The sequence below is a fragment of the Bradyrhizobium sp. in8p8 genome (genome assembly GCF_000426845.1).
Taxonomy (GTDB): Bacteria; Pseudomonadota; Alphaproteobacteria; order Rhizobiales; family Xanthobacteraceae; genus Bradyrhizobium; species Bradyrhizobium japonicum_C.
The window spans coordinates 201,421-222,953 of record NZ_AUGD01000001.1 but is presented as its reverse complement, the minus strand read 5'-3'; the positions used below and the strand labels follow the sequence as shown (position 1 = coordinate 222,953).

17 protein-coding genes and 1 other RNA gene are annotated in these 21,533 nt (G+C 63.8%); 10 read left to right on the top strand and 8 right to left on the bottom strand.

The genetic code is table 11. The features are described from left to right. From K408_RS0101070 to tkt, 5 genes are all read right to left on the bottom strand, one after another. Entirely contained in the window at positions 1-1,041 is a 1,041-nt protein-coding gene (locus K408_RS0101070) for a class I fructose-bisphosphate aldolase (RefSeq protein ID WP_024337563.1), read from the bottom strand. A gap of 246 nt (positions 1,042-1,287) precedes the next feature. Next, on the bottom strand, positions 1,288-2,355 hold the full coding sequence (gene fba / locus K408_RS0101065) for a class II fructose-bisphosphate aldolase (protein WP_024337564.1): 1,068 nt from the start codon (positions 2,353-2,355) through the stop codon (positions 1,288-1,290). A 39-nt stretch (positions 2,356-2,394) separates the two neighbouring features. Next, entirely contained in the window at positions 2,395-3,591 is a 1,197-nt protein-coding gene (locus tag K408_RS0101060) for a phosphoglycerate kinase (protein ID WP_024337565.1), read from the bottom strand. A gap of 149 nt (positions 3,592-3,740) precedes the next feature. Beyond that, the gene (gap, locus tag K408_RS0101055; protein ID WP_024337566.1) at positions 3,741-4,748 is read right to left on the bottom strand and encodes a type I glyceraldehyde-3-phosphate dehydrogenase; all 1,008 of its coding nucleotides are present in this window, start codon (positions 4,746-4,748) and stop codon (positions 3,741-3,743) included. 148 nt (positions 4,749-4,896) lie between these two features. After that, on the bottom strand, positions 4,897-6,882 hold the full coding sequence (gene tkt / locus K408_RS0101050) for a transketolase (RefSeq protein WP_024337567.1): 1,986 nt from the start codon (positions 6,880-6,882) through the stop codon (positions 4,897-4,899). Positions 6,883-7,240: 358 nt separating this feature from the next. Between tkt and K408_RS0101045 the strand changes: the two genes are divergently transcribed. The 10 genes from K408_RS0101045 to K408_RS0101005 all read left to right on the top strand — a co-directional run bounded on the left by K408_RS0101045 (position 7,241) and on the right by K408_RS0101005 (position 16,293). Further along, complete coding sequence (locus K408_RS0101045; protein WP_014439722.1) at positions 7,241-7,561, top strand: DUF4164 domain-containing protein; 321 nt, start codon at positions 7,241-7,243, stop codon at positions 7,559-7,561. Beyond that, positions 7,558-7,941, top strand: a complete 384-nt coding sequence (locus tag K408_RS0101040) for a cell division protein ZapA (protein ID WP_024337568.1) — start codon at positions 7,558-7,560, stop codon at positions 7,939-7,941. Before K408_RS0101045 ends, K408_RS0101040 begins: the two co-directional genes overlap by 4 nt. A 120-nt stretch (positions 7,942-8,061) precedes the next feature. Next, positions 8,062-8,222, top strand: a non-coding RNA gene (ssrS, locus tag K408_RS40690) — 6S RNA. 207 nt (positions 8,223-8,429) lie between these two features. Next, on the top strand, positions 8,430-9,026 hold the full coding sequence (locus K408_RS0101035) for a 5-formyltetrahydrofolate cyclo-ligase (protein WP_024337569.1): 597 nt from the start codon (positions 8,430-8,432) through the stop codon (positions 9,024-9,026). Then, positions 9,004-9,828: a TIGR00282 family metallophosphoesterase gene (locus K408_RS0101030; protein ID WP_024337570.1), complete on the top strand. Its 825-nt coding sequence runs from the start codon at positions 9,004-9,006 to the stop codon at positions 9,826-9,828. Before K408_RS0101035 ends, K408_RS0101030 begins: the two co-directional genes overlap by 23 nt. Before the next feature lie 241 nt (positions 9,829-10,069). Beyond that, complete coding sequence (locus tag K408_RS40855) at positions 10,070-11,281, top strand: MFS transporter (protein WP_080654824.1); 1,212 nt, start codon at positions 10,070-10,072, stop codon at positions 11,279-11,281. 84 nt (positions 11,282-11,365) lie between these two features. Next, positions 11,366-12,412 carry an IS110 family RNA-guided transposase gene (locus K408_RS0101020; protein ID WP_024337572.1) on the top strand — a complete coding sequence of 349 codons (1,047 nt, stop codon included), beginning with the start codon at positions 11,366-11,368 and terminating at the stop codon, positions 12,410-12,412. A gap of 768 nt (positions 12,413-13,180) precedes the next feature. Further along, entirely contained in the window at positions 13,181-15,019 is a 1,839-nt protein-coding gene (locus K408_RS0101015) for a serine hydrolase (protein ID WP_024337573.1), read from the top strand. Between the two features lie 136 nt (positions 15,020-15,155). Continuing rightward, entirely contained in the window at positions 15,156-15,296 is a 141-nt protein-coding gene (locus K408_RS41825) for a hypothetical protein (RefSeq protein WP_155248258.1), read from the top strand. A gap of 583 nt (positions 15,297-15,879) precedes the next feature. Further along, the gene (locus tag K408_RS0101005; protein WP_024337574.1) at positions 15,880-16,293 is read left to right on the top strand and encodes a hypothetical protein; all 414 of its coding nucleotides are present in this window, start codon (positions 15,880-15,882) and stop codon (positions 16,291-16,293) included. A 346-nt stretch (positions 16,294-16,639) separates the two neighbouring features. Here the strand turns inward: K408_RS0101005 and K408_RS0101000 are convergent, their stop codons facing one another. The 3 genes from K408_RS0101000 to K408_RS0100990 form a co-directional block, all read right to left on the bottom strand. Beyond that, positions 16,640-17,776 carry a DSD1 family PLP-dependent enzyme gene (locus K408_RS0101000; RefSeq protein WP_024337575.1) on the bottom strand — a complete coding sequence of 379 codons (1,137 nt, stop codon included), beginning with the start codon at positions 17,774-17,776 and terminating at the stop codon, positions 16,640-16,642. A gap of 288 nt (positions 17,777-18,064) precedes the next feature. Further along, the gene (locus K408_RS0100995; protein WP_024337576.1) at positions 18,065-19,489 is read right to left on the bottom strand and encodes a methyl-accepting chemotaxis protein; all 1,425 of its coding nucleotides are present in this window, start codon (positions 19,487-19,489) and stop codon (positions 18,065-18,067) included. Positions 19,490-19,594: 105 nt separating this feature from the next. Next, the gene (locus K408_RS0100990; protein WP_024337577.1) at positions 19,595-21,340 is read right to left on the bottom strand and encodes a methyl-accepting chemotaxis protein; all 1,746 of its coding nucleotides are present in this window, start codon (positions 21,338-21,340) and stop codon (positions 19,595-19,597) included. Positions 21,341-21,533: the final 193 nt, after the last annotated feature.

Sequence of the window (21,533 nt, the reverse complement as noted above, 5' to 3'; positions counted from 1 at the left end):
CTAGGCTGCCTTCTGTTCCAGGCTGCTTTGCCATTCGCCCGTGGAAGCAAGGCCGTTCATCCGTGCGCGATGGCTGAAGGCGCGCTGCCCCGCGGCGACGTTCTCGGCCTTGCCGGACCAGGCCTTCTGCGGCGCCGCCTGCAGCGCGCGGCCGTAGGAGAAGGTCAGCCCCCAGGGCAGCGGGCCGAGCCTGTGCATGGCGTTGAGATGCGCGGTCGCCTCCTCGTCGGACTGGCCGCCGGACAGGAAGGCGATTCCGGGCACCGCCGCCGGCACGCAGGATTTGAGCAGCCGTATCGTCTTCTCCGCGACCTCTTCGACGGAGGCCTGCTTCGGACATTTCTTTCCTGCGATCGCCATGTTCGGCTTCAGCACCATGCCTTCCAGCGCGACGCGCTGCACGCGCAGCTCCTGGAAGGTCTTGTTGAGCACGCGCTGCGTCACTTCATAGCAGCGCTCGATGTCGTGGTCGCCATCCATCAGCACCTCGGGCTCGACGATCGGCACGATCTGCGCCGCCTGGCACAGCGCCGCATAGCGCGCCAGCGCGTGGGCGTTGACGCTGATCGCGGTCATCGAGGGGATGCCCCGGCCGTCAGTGCCGCTGCCGATGTCGATCACCGCGCGCCATTTGGCGAAGCGGGCGCCGCGCTCGTGATATTTCTTCAGCCGCTCGGCGAGCCTGTCGAGCCCGACGGTGACTGTTTCACCCGGGCACATCGGCAGGGCTTGCGTGCCCTCGTCGACCTTGATGCCGGGAATGGCACCGCTCTGCTCGATCAGCTTCACCAGCGGCGTGCCGTCCTTGGCATTCTGCCAGATGGTTTCGTCATAGAGGATGACGCCGGAGATGTACTGGCTCATCGCGTCCTTGGCGCGAAACAGCATCTCGCGATAGTCACGGCGGTTCTCTTCGGTGGATTCCACGCCAATCGCATCGAAGCGCTTCTTGATGGTGCCGGAGGATTCGTCGGCGGCAAGGATGCCCTTGCCGGGCGCGACCATCGCGGTCGCGATCTTGTTGAGCTCAGTCAGATTCATCGAGAGGTCTCCCAAAACGACTCTGCCCTTGCCCGGGAAAATAGACCGTTCTCGGGCAATTGCCGAGTTAACGTTGGTCGCAGGTAAAGGGGGGAGACCGGGTTTTTCCGGGGCGCGCCGCTTGGCGCGAGCCCGGAATCCATTGATCCGCGTCGATGGTGGCACCATGGATTTCCGGGCTCGCGCTACGCGCGCCCCGGAATGACGGAAGACGGTGCTGCGGTCCTTACGCCGCCTCCGCGATCGCTACGCGACGCGGGGATCGAGCTCACCCTTGGCATAGCGCTTGGCCATTTCGGCCGTCGTCAGAACCTTCTTGATCTTCGAAGCCTGCCCCGCGGTGTTGAATTCCTGCAGGCGCTGCTTGCACAGCTTGGTCATCGCTTCCATCGCGGGCTTCAGGTACTTGCGCGGATCGAACTCCTCCGGGCTGTCCTTGAGCACTTTCCGGATCTGGCCGGTCATCGCCATGCGGTTGTCGGTGTCGATATTGATCTTGCGCACGCCGTTCTTGATGCCGCGCTGGATCTCGGCAACAGGCACGCCCCAGGTCGGCTTCATCTTGCCGCCATAGGCGTTGATGATGTCCTGGAGCTCCTGCGGCACCGAGGAGGAGCCGTGCATGACCAGATGCGTGTTCGGCAGCTTGCGGTGGATCTCCTCGATCACGTTCATGGCGAGGATGTCGCCGTCGGGCTTGCGGGTGAACTTGTAGGCACCGTGCGAGGTCCCCATCGCGATCGCGAGCGCGTCGACCTTGGTCTCCCTGACGAACTTCACGGCTTCGTCAGGATTGGTCAGGAGCTGGTCGTGGCTGAGCTTGCCTTCGGCGCCGTGGCCGTCTTCCTTGTCGCCCATGCCGGTCTCGAGCGAGCCGAGCACGCCGAGCTCGCCCTCTACCGAGATGCCGCCGAGATGGGCCATATCGGTCACCGTCTTGGTGACGCCGACATTGTATTCCCAGTCTCCGGGGGTCTTGCCGTCGGCCTTCAGCGAGCCGTCCATCATCACGGAGGTGAAGCCGGCCTGGATCGCGGTCATGCAGGTCGCCGGCTCGTTGCCGTGATCGAGATGCACGCAGACCGGAATGTGCGGATAGATTTCGGTCACCGCGTCCATCATGTGCTTGAGCATGACGTCGTTGGCGTAGGAACGCGCGCCGCGCGAGGCCTGGATGATGACGGGCGCATCGACCTGGTTGGCCGCGTCCATGATCGCCAGCGCCTGCTCCATGTTGTTGATGTTGAAGGCCGGTACGCCGTAATCGTTCTCCGCCGCGTGGTCGAGCAGTTGACGTAACGTGATCCGAGCCATCTGTCTTTTTCTCCCGTTGGGGCCTGCGAGGCCGCTTGCTTACTTGATGCGCAGAACTTCGACGCCGGGCAGGGGCTTGCCTTCCATCCATTCGAGGAACGCGCCGCCGGCGGTCGACACATAGGTGAAGTCACCGGCCACATGGGCCTGGTTGAGCGCCGCGACGGTGTCGCCGCCGCCCGCGATCGAGATCAGCTTCTTGGCTTTGGTGCGCTCGGCGGCGTGCTTGGCGGCCGCGACCGTGCCGCGGTCGAACGGCTGCATCTCGAAGGCCCCGAGCGGTCCGTTCCACACCAAGGTTGCCGCATCATCGATCGCTGCGTGGACGCGCGCGATCGATTGCGGACCGACATCGAGGATCATGCCGTCGGCGGGGATCGCATCGAGCCCATAGGCATGCGACGGCGCGTTGGCCGCGAAGTGATAGGCGACGACAGCATCCACGGGGAGAATGATGGCGCAATTGGCGGCGTCCGCCTTCTCCATGATGCGCAGCGCGGTGGCGGCCAGGTCCTTCTCGGCCAGCGACTTGCCGACCGCGACGCCCTGGGCGTGCAGGAAGGTATTGGCCATGCCGCCGCCGATCACGAGCGCGTCGACCTTGGTGACGAGATTTTCCAGGAGGTCGATCTTGGTCGAGACTTTCGCGCCGCCGATGATCGCGATCACGGGCTTGGTCGGCGAGCCCAGCGCTTTCTCCAGTGCGTCCAGCTCGGCCTGCATTGTGCGGCCGGCATAGGCCGGCAGCTTGTGGCCGAGGCCCTCGGTCGAGGCGTGGGCGCGGTGTGCGGCCGAGAACGCGTCGTTGACCCAGATGTCGCCGAGCTTGGCGAGCTCCGCGACGAAGGCGGAATCGTTCTTTTCCTCTTCCTTGTGGAAGCGGGTGTTTTCCAGGCACAGGATGTCGCCGTCCTTCAGGCCGGCGACGGCCTTGGCCGGCGGCTCGCCGATGCAATCCTCGGCGAAGGCGACCGGCTTCTTCACGACCCTGGCCAGCGCTTCGGCGACGGGCTTGAGCGAGTCCTTGGCATCGCGTCCCTTCGGCCGGCCGAAATGCGCGAGCAGAATGACCCTGCCGCCCTTGCCGGCGATCTCCGTGATGGTCGGCGCGACGCGTTCGAGCCGGGTGGCGTCAGTGACGCGCCCGTTCTCCATGGGCACGTTGAGGTCGACGCGCAGCAATACGCGCTTGCCCTTCACGTCGACGTCGTCGAGGGTGCGGAATGTGTTGGTCATCGGACGCTTCCTTGTCCCGGGCCTCTAGGAGGTCATTCCGGGGCGGCGCGCTGGCACCGAACCATGGTGCGCAATTGCGCCCCGGAGAATCTCGAGCTTCCGGGTCTGGTCCTTCGCGCCATCCCGGAATGACGAAGTCGCTGCGAAGGTCAGATCACCTTCGCCATCGCGACGGCGGTGTCCGCCATGCGGTTCGAGAAGCCCCACTCGTTGTCGTACCAGGACATCACCCGCACCAGCGTGCCGTTCTGAACCTTGGTCTGGTCCTCGTGGAAGGTCGAGGAGTGCGGATCGTGGTTGAAGTCGATCGAGACGTTCGGCGCGCTGGTGTAGCCGAGGATGCCCTTGAGCTGCTGCTCGCTGGCGCGCTTCATCGCGGCGTTGATTTCCTTGGCGTCGGTGGCGCGCTTGGCGACGATCTTGAGGTCGACCACCGAGACGTTCGGGGTCGGCACGCGGATCGCGACGCCGTCGAGCTTGCCCTTCAGCTCGGGCAGCACGAGACCGATCGCTTTCGCGGCGCCGGTCGAGGTCGGGATCATCGACATCGCAGCGGCGCGGCCGCGGTAAAGGTCCTTGTGCAGCGTGTCCAGCGTCGGCTGGTCGCCGGTATAGGCATGGATCGTCGTCATGAAGCCGGTCTCGATGCCGACGAGATCGTTCAGCACCTTGGCGACCGGAGCGAGACAGTTGGTGGTGCAGGAGCCGTTGGAGACGACCAGGTGATCCTTGGTCAGCGTCTCGTGGTTGACGCCGTAGACGATGGTGGCGTCGGCGCCGTCGGCGGGCGCGGAGACCAGCACGCGCTTGGCGCCGGCGGTCAGGTGCGCGGAGGCCTTGTCCTTCGAGGTGAAGATGCCGGTGCATTCCAGCGCGATGTCGACGCCGAGATCCTTCCACGGCAGCTTCGAGGGATCGCGCTCGGAGGTCACCTTGATCTTGCCGCTGCCGAGATTGATCGAGTCGCCATCGACGGTGACGGTGCCGGGGAAGCGGCCATGGACGCTGTCGAAACGGAGCAGATGCGCGTTGGTCTCTACCGGGCCGAGATCGTTGATGCCGACGACCTCGATGTCCTTGCGCCCCGACTCGGCGATGGCCCGAAGGACGTTGCGGCCGATGCGACCAAAACCGTTAATTCCGACCCGGACTGCCATGTTTCGTCTCCTTCAATGACCGTTGTCATCCCGCACAACGCGCTATACGCGCCTGCGAGGGTTTTTTAGGGGCGTGCGCCCGGTTCGGCCGGGCGGTGCTTGATCATATGAGGGATTACGTAGTCCTTTTTTGCGGCAAGCTCAACTCTCAGGAAATGCGCTTCAGCACAGCGTTAACTGCAGCCTCGGCGGTAATGCCGAAGTGCTGGAAGATCTTGTTGAGAGGCGCGCTGGCTCCGAAGGAGTGCATGCCGACAAATTCGCCATCCTGGCCGATCACGGCGTCCCAGCCCCAGCGCACGGCGGCCTCGATCGCGACCTTGATCGGCGCGTTGCCGATGATCGCATCACGGCGTTCCTTTGGTTGCGCTAACAAGAGCTCGAGCGAGGGCACTGAAACCACGCGTGTCGGAATGCCGCGCTCGGCAAGCTGCTTCTGGGCGGCGACCGCCATCTCCACTTCGGAACCGGACGCGAACAGCGTCGCCTTGGCTTCGCCCTGGGCTGCGACCAGCTCGTAGGCGCCGTGCTGGCAAGGATTGTCGTTGGGCGCGGAGGTACGCAGCTGCGGCAGGTTCTGCCGCGTCAGCGCCAGCACGGTCGGGCCATCCACGCGGTTGAGCGCGAGCTCCCAGCACTCGGCGACCTCCATCGCATCGCACGGACGGAACACGCGCATGTTCGGAATGGCGCGAAGCGCGGAGAGATGCTCGACCGGCTGGTGGGTCGGGCCGTCTTCGCCAAGGCCGATGGAATCGTGCGTCATCACATAGACGACGCCGGCGCCCATCAGCGCGGCGAGGCGCATCGCAGGCCGCGCATAGTCGGTGAACACCAGGAAGGTTGCGCCGTTCGGCGCGAAGCCGCCATGCAGGAAGATGCCGTTCATCGCCGCGGCCATGCCGTGCTCGCGGATGCCGTAATGGATGAAGCGGCCCTTCGGCGTCTTCGCGGAGAAAGCCGTCGCCGACTTCGCCTTGTTGTTGTTGGAGCCGGTGAGGTCGGCCGAGCCCGCGAGGAATTCCATCGGCATGGCGCCGGCAATCACTTCGATCACGGCTTCGGAGGACTTGCGGGTCGCCGCCGTCATCGGCTTTTCCAGCAGCTCCTTCTTGTAGGCGCGCAGGGCCTTGGCGAGCGAAGCTGGCCGCTCATGGCGCAGGCGGCGCTCGAACTCGGCGCGCTTGCGGCTGCCGAGCTCGGCGAGCCGCGCTTCCCATTCCTGGCGTGCAGCCGCGCCGCGGCTGCCCGCTGCGCGCCACGCCTTCAGCACGTCATCAGGCACCGAGAACGGCTCCAGCGAGATGCCGAGCTTCTCCTTGGCGCCCTTGAGCTCGTCGGCGCCGAGCGCCTCGCCGTGCACTTTCGACGTGCCGGCCTTGGTCGGGGCGCCGAAGCCGATGGTGGTGCGGCAGGCGATCAGCGTCGGCTTGCTCGATTTCTTCGCGCGTGTGATGGCGTCGGCGATCGCGGCCTGGTCATGGCCGTCGATCTTCTCCGCGGCCCACCCCGCCGACTTGAAGCGCTTCACCTGGTCGACGGAATCGGCGATCGAGGTCGGGCCGTCGATCGAGATGCCGTTGTCGTCGTAGAGCACGATCAGCTTGTTGAGCTTCCAATGGCCGGCCATTGCGATCGCTTCCTGCGACACGCCTTCCATCAGGTCGCCGTCGGAGGCGAGCACGTAGGTGTGGTGATCGACGATCTTCTTGCCGAACTCGGCGGCGAGCATCTTCTCCGCGAGCGCCATGCCGACCGCGGTCGAGATGCCCTGGCCGAGCGGACCGGTGGTGGTCTCGATGCCCTTGGTGTGGCCGTGTTCGGGATGGCCCGGGGTCAGCGATCCCAGCTGGCGGAAATCCTTGAGCTGGTCGATCGTCATCTCGGGGCTGCCGAGGAGATGGAGCAGCGAATAGAGCAGCATCGAGCCATGGCCGGCCGACAGCACGAAGCGGTCGCGGTCCGGCCAGTCGGTCGCATTGATGTCGAACTTCAGGAACTGCGTGAACAGCACCGTGGCGATGTCGGCGGCGCCCATCGGCAGGCCGGGATGGCCCGATTTTGCCTTCTCGACAGCATCCATCGAAAGGCCGCGGATCGCGTTGGCCATACGGGTGTGATCGACCTGCGTCATGTCTGAAATCCGTCTGAAATGAGGCGCTTGGCGCTGTACGCCCGCGCGGGAGGAGCCTGGCGGCCACTGAAGGTCGGGGCTGGGATAGCACCTCGGTTCCGGGAGTCCAAGGCAATCAAACGCCGGTTTCGCCGTAAAAGTTGCCTGTGTGGAGACCGGTTTTCCGGCAGCGCGTACCTGCCGGGAATGGAGGGATCGGAACGCGATCCCATCCCGATTGATCGGTGCATAGTTTTGCGGCGGCGTTGCGCTGGGCTAGCTTGCCACGTAAATTTCTGCTTCTAACCGCTTGCCGAACCGAGTCTTTTGCCGGACGGCAAGCCACCGGGGATAGACCACAGGTTCCGCCGCTGACCGCATGAACGATCGCGTGTCCAACAGCTCTGCCATGACGGAGTCCTCTGCCGTCGAGATCGAGATCGCGACGCGCAGGCTCACGGCTGCGCTTGATGCACTCGAAAGCGCAGTGGAGCGGCGGCGCGATGCCGATCGCGACGAGAACGAGCTTGCTGCGCGGATCCAGGCGCTCGGCGCGGATCGCTCGCGGCTTGCCGACGAGCTCGACGGCGCGCTGGTGAAAGCGCGCAAGCTCGAGCGCACCAATCGCGAGATTTCCGACCGGCTGGATTCCGCAATCGTCACGATACGCTCGGTGCTCGATACCGGAGAGGACGGATGAGCCACATCAACGTCACCATCAACGGCCGGCAGTACCGCATGGCCTGCGAGGAGGGTCAGGAGGTGCGGCTGCTCAAGCTCGCCGAAACCCTGGAGACGCGCATCCAGTCGCTGCGCGGAAAATTCGGCGAGATCGGCGATGCGCGCCTCACCGTGATGGCGGCGCTCACCGTGTGCGACGAATTGATCGACACCAGCAACCGCGTCCGCACCCTCGAGCAGGAGCTGACCGAGCTCAGGGACTTCCGCAACGCCGCCGTCGAACGCGCCAGGATGACCCAGACCGCCGTGGTCAACGCGCTGAACGCAGCCGCCGAGCGCATCGAGAAGTCGACCCAGGTCCTGAACCGCACCGTCGGAGGCGGCATCGCGATCGGGTGAGAGTCATCGGAACGATCCGTTGCCGCCGGGGACGGTGTCCACCTCTCCCCGCTGGGGAGAGGTGGGCACCAGCACCCGCCGCCACTGGCACTTCCTCACTATCGTTGTTACATTGCGCAGGCGAGGCTGCGACGTGCGTCAGGAGCCATATATCCCCGGGGCCTTATCGATCCTTTAGGGAACTGTCCCTGGCCGGGCCCGTGGGCCCGGACATATGGTGCCCACCTACTTTCGTAGGGAACTCCGGGATCGAGTGCTTCAACGGCGTACGCGGCTTCGCACTGTCTGCTTCTGGTTCGTGTCTGTCGAAAAGACTGCGGCAAGTTCAGTTGGTGTCATGCCCCCCGAGTGCGCAATTGCGCACGTGGGACCGGGGCATCCAGTACGCCGCGGCCTTCGTGTGATTCACCACCGCCTCTGGGATACTGGATCACCGCTCCAGTGCGCAATTGCGTACAAGGCGGGTGATGACGTGGGGACCAAAGCGCATGTCCGCTTCCAAAGCCGAACTCCGTGCCAAAGCCCTCGCCAGGCGCGACGCGTTGAGCGAGAAGAAGCGCGCCGCCGCCGCTGCGAAGCTCGCCAAGCGCGGGCTGCCGTTCGAGCTCTTGCCCGGCAGCATCGTCTCCGGCTATTCGCCGATCCGCAGTGAGATCGATCCGATGCCGCTCTTGAAGAAGCTCGCGGAGCAAGGCGCGAAACTGGCGCTGCCTTGCGTCACCGCGCGCGGTCAGTCGCTGATCTTCCGCATCTTCCATCCGAGCGATCGCCTGATGCTCGGCCCGCTCGGCATTCCCGAGCCGTCCCCCGCGGCTGCGGAAGTCATTCCCGACATCATGCTGACGCCCCTCGCGGCCTTCGACCGCCTGGGCCATCGCATCGGTTACGGTGCGGGACATTACGATGTCACCTTCGCGCATTTGCGCAAAGCCAAGCACATCATCGGCATCGGGCTGGCTTTTGCGGCGCAGGAGATCGAAGCTGTTCCGGCACTATCGCACGACGTGGCGCTGGATTATGTGCTAACGGAATCAGACGTGTTCGATTTCCGGAGTTCTGACGTTGCGCATTCTCTTCGTGGGTGATGTCGTCGGCCGCAGCGGCCGCGAGGCCGTCGCCGAATATCTGCCCGGCATGGTCAAGGACTGGTCGCTCGATCTCGTCGTCGTCAACGGCGAGAATTCCGCCGGCGGCTTCGGCATCACGGAGGCGATCTACCAGGAATTCCTCGAGGCCGGCGCCGATGCGGTGACGCTCGGCAACCACTCCTGGGACCAGCGCGAGGCACTCGTCTTCATCGAGCGCGCCGACCGCCTTGTGCGTCCGGCGAACTATCCGCGCGGCACGCCCGGCCGCGGCGCCGCGCTGGTCGAGACCAAGAACGGCAAGCACGCGCTCGTCGTCAACGCGCTGGGCCGCGTCTTCATGCCCCCGTTCGACGATCCTTTCGCGGCGCTCGAACGCGAGCTCGGCGCCTGCCCGCTCGGTGTCGCTGCGGACGCCATCGTCGTCGATTTCCATTGCGAGGCGAGCAGCGAGAAACAGGGCATCGGCTTCTTCTGCGACGGCCGCGCCAGCCTCGTCGTCGGCACGCACACCCATGTGCCGACGGCCGACCACCAGATCCTCGCAGGCGGCACTGCCTACATGACCGATGCCGGCATGACCGGCGATTACGATTCGATCATCGGCATGCAGAAGGAAGAGCCGCTGCGCCGGTTCACGTCCGGGATTCCGTCGGCAAGGTTCGAGCCCGCAGCGGGCGCCGCGACGCTCAGCGGCGTCGCCGTGGAAACGGACGACGCCACGGGACTCGCGCTCAAGATTGCACCCGTGCGCATGGGTGGAAGGCTGGAGCCGGCAACGCCGAAATTCTGGTTGAGCTGAAGAACGTCGCAACATCCTCGGTGTCGTCCCGGCCTGGAGCACGTGCTCACAGATCGCGCCACCGGACGACTGTATCAGCTCTGCCCCAAACGAAGGACATGGGCGGGCAACCAGGGGCATCCGCTTTGGGCCAGGAGCGGACGCTAGTCGGACTTCGGTCACACTTCGGCAGAGGTGGAAACATCACATGCTTACAATGTAGTAGCTTCCGGCGGCAGCATCTTCGTCTTGGAACACCTCAATGCAAGTCTTCTATGGTTGGCGGATGGTCGCCGCTTGCATGCTGTGCTCACTCATGGGGAATGCACTCGGCTTGTTTGGAGCGGGTGTCTATCTTCATCAGGTTGTGACAGCAAACGGTTGGACAACCGGAGTGGTCTCGGGCGCCGTTACGGTGTTCTATGTCGTTAGCGCGTTGCTATTGATACCGGTCGGCTCTGGAATCAGAAACGTCGGTCCGCGCCCAATCATCGCAGTCAGTGGCGTCGCGTTATCTTGCGGAGTAACTTTGATTGGTCGAGTAACGAAACCTTGGGAAGCCTATCTCGCCTTTCTTTTGATGGGCATCGGATGGGCCGGCCTTTCGATCACCGCCGTCGCAACAACGCTCGCACCGTGGTTTGATCGGTACCAAGGGCGGGCAGTATCCATCGCGTCGCTCGGAGCCAGTGCCGGAGGCATCCTCGGCGCACCAGTCCTTCTGTTCGCCATATCGCGGGTTGGCTTTGCAGCAACGACCCTAGCGGCGGGCTGTTGCGCGTCGGTTGTCATACTTGCGCTGGCCATCTTCGTGTTGCGCAGTCGCCCCCAAGATCTAGGGCTCTTGCCGGATGGATTGCCCGTGAGAGCGCACGCGCCAGCCTTCGATAGACAAAGTTGGACGTTGCCCTCTGCACTTCGAGCACCAACGCTTCTTAGCGTAATGGCAACGTTCGGAATCGGGATGATGGTGCAGATCGGCTTTCTAACGCATCAGATTGCTTTACTAGCTCAATCCCTCGAACACTTCAGCATCTCCTTAGTCGTTTCGGCCACGGCTTTCGCTGCTCTTGCAGGACGTGTCGTGCTCGCGCGATTTGCTGATGATATTGATGCGAGGGTAACCGCGGCGGTTGCCCTCATCGTTGCAGCAGCATCGTTTGCGGCAATGGCGACTTTCCCGATTCTGCCGGTCCTAATTGGTGCCAACATCATCTTCGGCTTGACCGTGGGCAATGTGACCACATTGTCGCCCATTATTGTCAGGCGGGAGTTTGGAGCTAAATCCTTCGGTTTGGTTTTTGGCGTCGCGTCGTGCGCTATACAGTTGATTGCGGCCTTGGGCCCGAGTCTTTACGGCATATTGCACGACGCCTTTGGCAGCTACGCCCCCGCGCTGATTATTGCTGCAGTCTTGGACATTCTTGCTGCAACCATTGTCTTGGCAAGCCGTCGCAACCCCATCGTATCATAAACGTCCGCTAATGGGATGGACCGGCTGCTTCCCCCGCGGGGATAGTCTGTAAAGACTACCCTACAGCATCCGGAGAAGCAGCCCATGACCACCACACCTTTGGCCTCGATCGGCATCGACATCGGCAAGGAAGTCTTCCATGTCGTCGGTTTCGGCACTGACGGCAAGATCGCTTTCCGTCGCAAGATCAAGAGACTGGCGCTACTTGAGGTCTTCAAGAGACTGCCTCCCAGCATCGTCGGCATGGAGGCTTGTCTCAGCGCGCACTTTGTCAGCCGTGCTCTGCGGCAACTTGGCCATCAGCCCAGGATCATCCCTGCGATCTATGTAAAGCCGTTCGTGAAGGGACAGAAGAACGACTACAACGACGCCGAGGCCATTGCAGAGGCCGCCCTGCGGCCGAACCTGCGCGTCGTGCGCGAGAAGACACAGGATCAGCTCGACCTCCAGGCTTTGCATCGGGGTCGCTCCCGCCTGGTCTCGCGGCGAACGGCGACCATCAACCAGATCCGTGCCTTTCTGATCGAGCAAGGCATCGCGGTCAGGACTGGGGCGATGGCTCTGCGAAACTCGCTCCTGGCGATCCTGGAGAACCGGCAGGACGAAATATCGCCGCGAATGCGCGATCTCATCGTGGGTCTCTACGAAGACTGGATACATCTCGATGAGCGGATCGCGACCCTCGCCGGCGAGATCGATCAGATCGGCGAGAAGGAAGCCAACTGTCAGCGCCTCATGAGCGTCCCCGGCATCGGTCCGCTGATCTCGACCGCCGTCGTGGCGGCCATCGGCACCGGTGAGGCATTCGAGCGCGGACGAGACTTTGGTGCATGGCTTGGCCTCGTGCCACGTCAGTACAGCACGGGTGGCCGATCTATTCTGGGACGCATCTCCAAGCGCGGGAGCAAGTATCTCAGGACCCTGTTCATCCAGGCTGCGAACGTCATCCTGATGCGCCCGCACAATTGGGATCGCTTCAGCTTCGGAGCATGGCTGCAGAACGCAGCTCCACGGCTACACCGCAACAAGCTGGCAACGGCCCTGGCCAACAAGCTGGCGCGGATAGCATGGAGCATCTTGCGCAACGAGAAGACCTTCGACGCAACCCATTACGAAGTGATCGCAATCTGAATTCTACCTCGAGTTCGCGACAGAGAAAATGCATGGAACGGATCGATGAACGCATCCAGAGTCTGGTGACCCAAATGGTTGCTTGCCAACCAACGATGCGTGCGTATTCCCATCAAGGCCACGGCCCGCGAGCCGATCAGACAGGCCGGATACATATCAGCGACTTCCGAAACCTACGCACGATCTCTATTGCGAAACGCAGCCGGTCCATACAAATGGGTCACTAGCGGTCTTCACATGCAGTTGGCGGGACGTCCGCAATAAGTCTGGAAGCCGAAGCTGACTGCCCTGCGTCTCGGAATGTTCAAATCCGTTGCTGCCTCAGATCCGCATTTCCGGATTAACATGCCTGAATCCAAAACCGGGAAAATTCGGCTAAGATCCTACTTTCCCTTGTTGGGGGCATCTGATGTTCGACACGGCGACCACCGCACTTTTGTGCGCGGTCTTCGAAGATGTGAATGCTCAATGAACATTGACCCCCATCGGCGGCGTCGAACCCCTTCAGGACGTTGACTTCATTGAATTGTACGGCGGGACCCGTACGCCGATCATGGTCGAGACCCTGCGCCGAAACACAGCCCCATGCGACTCTCATGACGCCGCCATTTTTTGCAGAACGTGAGCGAGCTCACACCGCCGCTCTCCGAAAGCCCATACTCTTGGACCGTATTGCACGTCATTCACGAAGAGCGAACGAGGCGCTGAGCCAGATGTCGCTCTGTCTGTTGAAGCATCAGTCGCAACATCGGCAAGCAAGAGGCGCACATGGTCCCCGCATGGCAGGCCCGTCACAACCTCTCGGGCGCTGATTATCAAGGCGCATTCGATCTTCTGAAGAACCAGGGCTTTCGTCCCATCGACGTAAATGGCGGCAGCGCCAACGGCGTCGAACGGTTCTCCGGCGTCTGGGAGCAATCACCGGGACCCGCAACCCAGGTACGCCACGGCATCAACGCAGCCGCGCACCAGCAGCTGTTCACGACCCTGCCCGCCCAGGGATTCCGCCCGATCGCAGTGAGCGGTCATGACACGGCAGGCGGGATACGCTTCAGCTCCATCTGGCAGGCCATCCCATCGCCGGAAGTGAGGGCGCGGCATGGCCTGACCCCGGCACAATGGCAGAACCAGGTGGACACGCTTCCGAACGAAGGCTTCCGCCCGGTGGACCTGTGTGGCTACACCGAAGCCGGCCAAGTGCGCTTCGCCTCCATATGGGAGCGGACAACGACGCCGGAATGGGTGGCACGCCACGGCATGACGGCCGGAGAATACCAGCAGCAGTTCAATCATTGGGCCACCCACGGCTTCATCCTGCACCGGGTGAGCGGCTACCTGGACGGCGGGCAAACCCGCTACGCGGCACTCTGGAGCCGCGGACCGGACCTGACCTGGCAGGCCCGGCACGGGATCGACGCCGCGCAACATCAGACGGAATTCAACGCCCTGGTGAATCGCGGCTATCGGCTGGTCAAGGTAAACGGGTATCCCGAGGGCGGCACGGTTCACTACGCCTCGATCTGGCACAAGCCCTTCCTGTCGGATCGCGATGAGACGACGATCCGCCAGGCGGTGCAGAACTTCATGACCGCTCACAACGTGCCCGGTGTCTCGATCGCGATGACCCGCAACGGCGCGCTGATGTCCGCACGCGCCTTTGGCAACGCGGATAGCGCCGGAACGCCGGTCCTGCCAAGCCACCTCTTTCGTATCGCTAGCGTGTCAAAACCGATCACCTCGATGGCGGTCTTCCGGGCGATCGAAGCCGGATTGCTGGCGCTCACCGATCGGGTCTTCGGGCAGGGCGGCATCCTCGGCACGCAGTTCGGGACACTGCCCTATCCGGATCAGCGGGTCACGCAAATCACAGTGCAGCATCTGCTTGAGCACACCAGCGGCTGGAGCGGCGCGCAGGACCCGATGTTCGGCCAGCCCAGCGCCACACACGCGGATCTGATCGGCCAGATGGTTGGCCTCACGCTTGCAAACAACCCGGGTGCGATCTTTGACTATCTGAACTTCGGCTATTGCGTGCTCGGCCGCGTGCTGGAGCAGGTGTCCGGGTTGAGCTACGCCGACTTCGTGCGACAGCGGGTGCTCGCGCCCTGCGGCGTGACGGACATGCACATCGCCGGAGACACCCTGGCTCAGCGCCGTTCGAACGAGGTCACCTACACCCAGCAGGGAACGTTTAACCCCTACGCCCTGCCCGTCGCTCGCATGGATGCCCATGGCGGCTGGATCGCCAACCCGACCGACCTCTTGCGCATCGCGCTCCGGTTCGACGGCTTCCCGTCGAGGCCGGACCTGCTCCAATCTACGACCGTCGCCACCATGGCGACCGCCACCACGGCGCCGGCTGCAGGCGGCGGAGCCGCCAACTACGCCAAGGGCTGGGCCGTGAACAGCGCGGGCAACTGGTGGCATCTCGGCGACTTCGCCGGCACCATCAGCGAACTGGTCCGGACCTCCGACGGCTTCTGCTGGGCGATCCTCGCCAACACCCGCAACGACGCCCAGCTCAACGCCATGCGAGCGGCGATCGACAATCTCGGATGGACGATCAAGAACGGCATCACCGACTGGCCGGCGGGCGACGCGATTTGAGGTGGTGTCGGATCATTCACTGTGTTCCCACGACCCGGTGAGGATTCTGGCGGACGCTCATCCAGTTGCCAAAGCGCGCCAGCCTCCAACTCGTTGCTTTCATCGGCGGCTCGCCGGCGCGTCCTGGAAGGGGCAGATGATGAAGTGCGCCGACATCATGAGCAACAGGCCGAGGATAGCCAAGCACGATCTCAAGGTGGACGTCCCGGATGGCACTGACATCGACGCGACACTCGATGACGGTGCTCCGCAATGGGAAGACCGCTGGGAAGAATAGTGCTGGAAATCTTACCGGGGCCAGGCGCAACAAGGCGCTGCGCGAGGCTTGCGAATGCTGATCGAATAGTGACGCCTAATTGGCGCCGCCATGTGCCCTTCAGACCATTGAATTTAATGAAATGGAGTGGTGGGACCCCGCGCCGATCATGGTTGAGAGCCCACGCCGATGCACAACGAGGGCCGCTTGGAAGATCGGCCGGTTGCTTCCGGTCTACCTCGATGAGCCGACAATTGTGGGCGCCGCCCGAACTTCGCAATCGGGCCAGCAGCGGAAGTCAATGGGACTGAAAACGAAAACGACTACCAACTGAGACGGCCTCACTTCTTTACGGACCGTTTCGAGTAACAGGCCGGCCCCGGGGCGTTCTGCCGCTTCGTTTCCTGCGTACTTCGTCTGGTATCTGCTCCAGGCTCTTTAGCCTGTCCGGCATTCATTCATGATAAGCGGGGGATCTCGGAGAACGCTGTCGCTTCACGCGTGGGGCAGGTCAACCCTGCGCTGGTGAACCAGAAGGTGCTGGACGCGACAGAACACCATGAATGCGGAACACCTTTGATTGGTAGACTAACGGAGCCTGCCCGTGCGCCTTTTGCTGAGAATTATGCTTGCAATCGCCATCGTGAACCTTGCGCCGGCCATCGCCGCGACGCCGAAGGGCCCCGTCGCTTCTCCTGCCTTACAGAAGGAATTCGATGGCTTCATGGAGAAGTTTCGCGCGGCGCTGAGCGCAAACGACTCCGCCGCCGTTGCCGGTATGACGCAATTGCCCTTCATGAATGACAACGCAATTCGCGACGCCGCGCAATTCCGTACCAAGATCTATCCGACTTCGTTCACGGCGAAGAATCGCGCGTGTATCCAGCGCGGCAAGGCCTTCTACGATCGCGATCAACAGAACAATGACTATTACTCAGTCTTCTGCGGCCAGCTCATCTTCGTCTTCACTAAGACGCCGGCGGGCTTCCTTTTCACGGATATCGGCGCGAATGACTGATCAGGCACAATGCTGTTCACTGCTGCAACCGTTAATCCGACCTGCGCTGATTGATCAAGGCTCGCGGAATGCGATGTGGGCCGCTTCGGGTCATTTGCAGACGTTCCCAGCCGGGCAGTCCACGTCTGCTCGTCTCTTGGAAACGGGCAGCCCCGAATTGTGAGTGTACGCCTTGGCCCGCAATTGCGAACGAAGGGCCAGAACTCACAACCCCAAGCACGTAGTTGCTTCGCAAAGCTTGTCACTCCGCGTCTCGCCCAACCAATGCTGTGGCATATGGGTCTCGGATCTGCACTTCGTTTGTCCGCGACGACGGTGGAGATCGACGCGCCATCACGCATCAATCTCAGGTGACCGCGCCGCGCGCCGCGACCGGCCAAAGTGCCTCCACGCGGGCATTCGGCGTATGGAAGCCGCGCACGCCGACATACCAGTCGTAGAGATTGACGGTCGGGTCGCAATGGCCCGGGATCAGCGTCACCTTGTCGCCAAGCGCGAGCCGTGACGATGCGCTGCCGAAGTCGAGCACGCCATGCTCGTCCGAGGGCCGATGATAGCGCAGGTCGGGCCGGCCGAGCACGACCGGAAATCCGCTGTCGTTCGACAGGGCCTTGTGGCCGGCATCGATGACCGCGCGTTCGCCGGAGGCGGTGCTCATCACGGTCGCGACTACGAACAGCGCGTGCTCGAACGGGCTGGCGTTGCGCGCGCCGTCGGCGACGTTCTTGGCGTAGTCGGCGTCCATGAAAATATAGGAGCCCGCTTGCAATTCGTTCCAGATGCCGCTCGCGCCTTCGATCTCGAACGTCCCGGTGCCCGCGCCTCCGATCGTCCGGCATTGAAAGCCCGCGTCCTTGAGGGCGCGCAGTGTCTCGCTGGTCGCGTTCGCGGCACCGGTGATGGCCGCGCGCCGCTCATCCGGCGTGCGCAGATGCTGGGCGGCGCCGTGATAGGCCTGCAAGCCGCCGAACGACAGGAAGCGTGAGACCGCCACCTGCCGCGCCAGGCCAACCGCGGCCGGGCCCGGCCTGACGCCGCAGCGACCGGCGCCGACGTCGATCTCGACCAGGACTTCGATCTGCACGCCGGCCCGCTCCGCGGCGAGCGCCAGTTGCTCGACCATGATGGAATCGTCGACGCACACGCTGATGCGCGCGTGGCGCGCCAGCGCAGCGAGCCGTTCCAGCTTCCGCAGGCCTACCACCTCGTTGCTGACAAGCACGTCGCTCACCCCGCCCGCAACCAGGACCTCGGCCTCGGCGACCTTCTGGCAGCACATGCCGACCGCGCCGCGCGCGATCTGCTTGGCCGCGATGATCGGCGACTTGTGGGTCTTCGCATGCGGCCGCAACCGGACGCCGAGCTTGCCGACCGCCGCCGCCATCGTCTCGAGGTTGCGCTCGAAGGCGTCGAGGTCGATGATCAGCGCCGGTGTATCGATCTCGGAGAGCGGCGCGCCGATTTGGGCGGGTGGAAGGGACATCGAAAACCGGTTGATTGTGTTAGGGTTCGCGCCTCGAACGCGCTGCGGCATTTCTAGGGCAACATCGGCCGCAGCACCAGTGCAGGCGGCTTCGATGCTCTCGGCAGGTGCGGGGAGGCGCCGTCCTCGCGATTTCGGAATATTGGCAGTCTACCCCTGTTTTGCCCGACGAGTCAAAACGGGCCATTGCTCGGCGCAGGCCATTGATGCCACCCCCCAAGGCTACTGTGCATGGGGTTGTTTTCGCGTTTTGTTGTGCGGGGGCGGCGCGCGAGCCCGAAAGGTCGGTCACCCCTGCCGAAAGCCCATCCGGAAGGCGCCCCAGTGCCTGCCGCGGATCATGATCGGCGAGGACAGGTCCTTCATCAGCACGAACTGCCCGCCGCCCATGTCGCGGCGGTAGGTCTGCAGCAGGAAGGGCTTCGTGCTGCCTGCGACCTTCTTCACCGTGCGGTCGGTGAACAGGCGGCGGTTGCGGCAATTGGCGTTGTTCCAGACCGGGTCCTTGCCCTGCGGCAGGCGGTAGTTCGGATTGTGGGTCGGCAGATAGCCGCTCCTCGCCCACGCGACGCAGTAGACGATGCGCGGATCCGATTTCTGGATCGGATCCTGGATCGCGGGCAGCACGCGGTCGGTGAACTCGACATAGCTGGTCAGGTACTGCTTCGGATCGGTGCCGGGAATCTCGCGGTAGGTCTCGTCCATGAGCTGGTCGAGCGTGATCTCGCCGCGATCGATCGCAGCCTCGAACTCCGTCGAGATCCGCTTCGCGGTGTCGACGACGGTGCGGATCAGCGGTGTGTCGGATGTCTCCACGCCGCTGTCGGCGATCAGCGCGATCAGGCCCTCGGACGTGTCGAGCAGCTTCGCCACCCGCTCATCGGCGTGCTTGAGGTCGCGCGAAGACAGGTCGACGCCCTTGGCGAGTTCGTTGAGCTCGCTGATGACGGTGTCGCAATGTCCGAGGTTGGAGGTTGCCGCGCGCGCGACGCTGTCGATCTCCGCTTCCACGGAGGCAAAGCCCTGCTGGACGCGCGAGATGATGCCGGAGATCGCTTGCGCGCCTTCGCCGGCGGTCTTGGCGCGCTGCGAGGCGTCGCTGCTCTCGCCGATCAGGCCTTCGATCTGGCCGTCGAGATCGCGCACGGTGTCGGAGATCTGGTGCGTGGCCTGGCGCGTGGCTTCGGCCAGGTTCTTCACTTCGCTCGCGACCACCGCGAAGCCGCGGCCGGCATTGCCGGCGCGCGCGGCTTCGATGGTGGCGTTCAGCGCCAGCAGGTTGGTCTGCTTGGCGATCGCCTCGATCGAGCCGGACACCTTCGCCACCTGTGCCAGCGCCGAGCCGACGGCGCTCAGGCGCGCCTCGATCCGCTCCACGGCTGCGACGAGCTCCGAGATGTGGCTGACCGCGTTATCGACGGCGCTGCGCGACTGGGCGATCTCGCCGACCGCGGCGGACGTGGTCGTCTGCACCGCCTGCGAGGCATTGGCGATGTCATGGTTGGCCGACACCATCGTCTCGGCCGTCTTCTGCAGATGATGGAACCGTTCCGACTGGTTCGCGACGCGGTTTGCGACTTCCTGGACGTTACCGGCGATGTCGGCGAGCTCCACGCCGAGACCGCCGATGCGGTCGGCGAGCTGGTCGATCAGTCGCTCGGCGAGCGTCCGGTTCGATCCGGTGTCCATTACTGCAAGCTGTGCCTGGGACATGTACGGGCTCTCTCCAGTCAGGGCCGTTGATCGGCTCTCGGCGGCATTCCCATTCCAGCTCGGCTTAGAGGGTGATTCGCAGCCGGTGTCTTGCCTGAGCGTGCACTACAGTTTGTAGGCGGTGCGAAATCCGCCCCAGTGCCGGCCCTGGACGCGGATCGGGACGTCGATCTCGCGCATCATCACCGTGTTCCCGTTGCCCATGTCGCGCGCATAGCTCTGGACCAGGTACGAGCGCAGGTTGCGGGCGGCAGCCAGCCCCGCCGGATCGTTGAACATGCGCCGGTTGCGGCTGTTCGCCGTGTTCCAGGCGACGTCGCCCGGCCGCTGCGGGTGCGAATAGATCCTGTTGTGCACGGGCAGGAAGCCGTTGCGGTCGACCATGGCGCAGAACGCCATGCGCGGGTCCTTGGCGAGGAACGTCTCCTGGAAGGGCGGCAGCGCACGGTCGGCCCAGTCCAGATATTTCGTGCGATATTGCTGCGGATTGGTGCCTGCAATTTCCACGTAGTCGACGTCGAAGAGATCCTCCATCTTGACCTCGCCGCGTGCAACCGCCTGCTCGAATATCTTCGTCAGCGCATTGCCGGCCTCCATGGCGCGGGTGACGAACTCCGTGTTCTCCTCATGGATCGACCAGAGCTTGTCCTCGATCTTCTCGCTGAGCGCGGCATTGGCATTGACGAATTGCGCGCGGGCGCCGGCCTTCGATTGCTCGACCACCCGCAGGCGGCAGGTGCCGATGTCTTCGAGGCTGCCTTCGATCGTCGCTTGCGGGGCGAGCCGGCCGGCATCGGCGCCGCCGATCAGCACGCCGTCCATCGCGATCTCATAGACCGGCATCACGCCGCGCGTGGTCTCGAATTTGAGGTGGCATGGCAGCCGTTCGGTCTTGCGCCGGTCGGCATGCTCGCTCTGGCGCAGCAGCACGGCGCAGCGCGATTTCAGCTTTTGTGCAAACGTGGTGACCGCTTTGCCGGCACTGGCGACGTTCTCGCCGTGGGTTTCGGCCGCCTTGGTTGCCGCGTCGATCTCCGCCGCGCTCTCGCCGACCGAGATGATGAATTCCGAAGCGCTGGCGGCATTGCCGGAGACTTCGCTGGTGGTGGCGTTCTGCTCGGCGACCGCGCCGTTGACGGTGTCGAACACCGGGCGGATCGCTTCGATTGCCTGCGAGATGCGATGCACCGCGTCCGCCGATCCGGCCGCATCGCGTTGCAGCGCATCGATCTTCTTGGTGATCTCTTCCGTCGCGCTCTGGGTCTGCACCGCGAGTGCCTTGACCTCGGTGGCGACGACCGCAAAACCCTTTCCCGCGGCGCCGGCGCGCGCGGCCTCGATGGTCGAGTTGAGCGCGAGCAGCGTCGTTTGCCGCGCGATCTGCGCGATGAGGTTCACGACGTTGCCGATGGCAGCGGACGACTCGCGCAAGCGGTCGACATTGGCGCGCGCTTCCTGCGCCGCGGTGCTGGCCTCATCCGCGAGTTTGCCGGCTTGCCGGACCTGCGCGCCGATGCCTTGCGCGGACTGGGTGAATTTGTCGGCGGCATCGGCGAAGGTGGATGCGGTCGATTGCGCCGCGTTGGTCCGGCCGGTCAGGGCGTCGGTGCGGTCGCGAATGGCGGCCAGCGTCGCCGCGGTCGCCTCGGCTCCGCCGGCAACCGAATTGGCGGCGCGCTCCAGCTGGCGGATCATGCCGCCGAGCTCGAGCTCAAGCAGTTCCAGGATCTCCCGGGCCGAATCGCCTTCGGTGGGGGCGGGTTCGGAATGGGGCGCCGAAAGCGCAGCCTCAGGGGCTGCCAAGGGCGCGGGCATTTCCGGCAGACGCTTCCGAAACAGTCCGAACGCCATCAGGTCTCTCTTGTCGGGGGACAGGCCGAGGTTATTTTCGCAAGCTGGAATGAAGTCACGGTTAACGTTGCCTCACTTCTAGGCATGGAACCGTATGCTATTACCCTAAAGTATCAGAGGCTCTTTCATTCCGGTGGGGTGGGGGCCTATAAGGCCGCGTTTCCCACCCCATTGGCGTACGATTCCCAGAACA

What these genes read in the sequence shown, in the direction of transcription:
- K408_RS0101035 (WP_024337569.1), top strand. Translation starts at nt 8,430, where the DNA reads ATGTCCGCTTCCAAAGCCGAACTCCGTGCCAAAGCCCTCGCCAGGCGC.
- K408_RS0101045 (WP_014439722.1), top strand. Translation starts at nt 7,241, where the DNA reads ATGAACGATCGCGTGTCCAACAGCTCTGCCATGACGGAGTCCTCTGCC.
- gap (WP_024337566.1), bottom strand. Translation starts at nt 4,748, where the DNA reads ATGGCAGTCCGGGTCGGAATTAACGGTTTTGGTCGCATCGGCCGCAAC.
- K408_RS0101015 (WP_024337573.1), top strand. Translation starts at nt 13,181, where the DNA reads ATGGTCCCCGCATGGCAGGCCCGTCACAACCTCTCGGGCGCTGATTAT.
- K408_RS0101040 (WP_024337568.1), top strand. Translation starts at nt 7,558, where the DNA reads ATGAGCCACATCAACGTCACCATCAACGGCCGGCAGTACCGCATGGCC.
- K408_RS0100995 (WP_024337576.1), bottom strand. Translation starts at nt 19,489, where the DNA reads ATGTCCCAGGCACAGCTTGCAGTAATGGACACCGGATCGAACCGGACG.
- K408_RS40855 (WP_080654824.1), top strand. Translation starts at nt 10,070, where the DNA reads ATGCAAGTCTTCTATGGTTGGCGGATGGTCGCCGCTTGCATGCTGTGC.
- K408_RS0101000 (WP_024337575.1), bottom strand. Translation starts at nt 17,776, where the DNA reads ATGTCCCTTCCACCCGCCCAAATCGGCGCGCCGCTCTCCGAGATCGAT.
- tkt (WP_024337567.1), bottom strand. Translation starts at nt 6,882, where the DNA reads ATGACGCAGGTCGATCACACCCGTATGGCCAACGCGATCCGCGGCCTT.
- K408_RS0101070 (WP_024337563.1), bottom strand. Translation starts at nt 1,041, where the DNA reads ATGAATCTGACTGAGCTCAACAAGATCGCGACCGCGATGGTCGCGCCC.
- K408_RS41825 (WP_155248258.1), top strand. Translation starts at nt 15,156, where the DNA reads ATGATGAAGTGCGCCGACATCATGAGCAACAGGCCGAGGATAGCCAAG.
- K408_RS0101060 (WP_024337565.1), bottom strand. Translation starts at nt 3,591, where the DNA reads ATGACCAACACATTCCGCACCCTCGACGACGTCGACGTGAAGGGCAAG.
- K408_RS0100990 (WP_024337577.1), bottom strand. Translation starts at nt 21,340, where the DNA reads ATGGCGTTCGGACTGTTTCGGAAGCGTCTGCCGGAAATGCCCGCGCCC.
- fba (WP_024337564.1), bottom strand. Translation starts at nt 2,355, where the DNA reads ATGGCTCGGATCACGTTACGTCAACTGCTCGACCACGCGGCGGAGAAC.
- K408_RS0101020 (WP_024337572.1), top strand. Translation starts at nt 11,366, where the DNA reads ATGACCACCACACCTTTGGCCTCGATCGGCATCGACATCGGCAAGGAA.